This window comes from Romboutsia weinsteinii, from assembly GCF_002250835.2.
GTDB lineage: Bacteria > Bacillota > Clostridia > Peptostreptococcales > Peptostreptococcaceae > Romboutsia_A > Romboutsia_A weinsteinii.
This window is the reverse complement of record NZ_NOJY02000152.1, coordinates 1-778: the sequence shown is the minus strand read 5'-3', so window position 1 is coordinate 778 and position 778 is coordinate 1. Positions and strand designations below refer to the sequence as shown.

Genomic DNA, 778 nt, shown 5'->3' with positions numbered 1-778 from the left:
AACCTGTGACCCCCTGCTTGTAAGGCAGGTGCTCTCCCAGCTGAGCTATAGTCCCATAAGTTTAATCTGGAGCGGGTGAAGGGGATCGAACCCTCACAGCCGGCTTGGAAGGCCGGAACTCTACCATTGAGCTACACCCGCGTATTTAATTGGTGACCCATAGGGGAATCGAACCCCTGTTACCGCCGTGAAAGGGCGGTGTCTTGACCGCTTGACCAATGGGCCATTTTTAATGGTTGCGGAGGCAGGACTCGAACCTGCGACCTTTGGGTTATGAGCCCAACGAGCTGCCAACTGCTCCACCCCGCGATAGTAATTTAAAAATGGTGCCGAAGACCGGAATCGAACCGGTACGAGAGGTAAGTCCCGCAGGATTTTAAGTCCTGTGCGTCTGCCAGTTCCGCCACTTCGGCACTTCACCTAGCTATGTGCTACTCTCCCAGGCAGTTGCCCACCAAGTACCATCGCCGCTAAAGAGCTTAACTTCTGTGTTCGGAATGGGAACAGGTGTATCCTCTTTGCTATTATAACTAGATTAGTGTTGTTGTCCTTCTTCAGGACAAGTATTATATTAACATTTATATCATATAAAGTCAATACTTTTTTTATTTTTTTAGAGTTAATACTCTAAAAACTGCAAACATTTAAAATTCATGACATTCATTTCGCCAACGTCTAAATATTCATATTCATTCATATTTATCCCGTTGCTCAAATATATATATTGGTCAAGTCCTCGACCTATTAGTATCGATAAGCTACATACATTACTGCACTT

4 tRNA genes and 1 rRNA gene are annotated in these 778 nt (G+C 45.1%); all 5 read right to left on the bottom strand.

From position 1 onward, the window contains the following. Positions 1–67: 67 nt before the first annotated feature. Positions 68–141: transfer RNA gene (locus CHL78_RS20355), tRNA-Gly, on the bottom strand. Between the two features lie 9 nt (positions 142–150). After that, positions 151–225 (bottom strand) — tRNA-Glu (locus CHL78_RS20350). 8 nt (positions 226–233) lie between these two features. Further along, positions 234–309, bottom strand: a tRNA-Met gene (locus CHL78_RS20345). 15 nt (positions 310–324) lie between these two features. Further along, positions 325–413 (bottom strand) — tRNA-Leu (locus tag CHL78_RS20340). A gap of 5 nt (positions 414–418) precedes the next feature. After that, a 5S ribosomal RNA gene (gene rrf, locus CHL78_RS20335) occupies positions 419–535 on the bottom strand. Between the last annotated feature and the right edge of the window lie 243 nt (positions 536–778).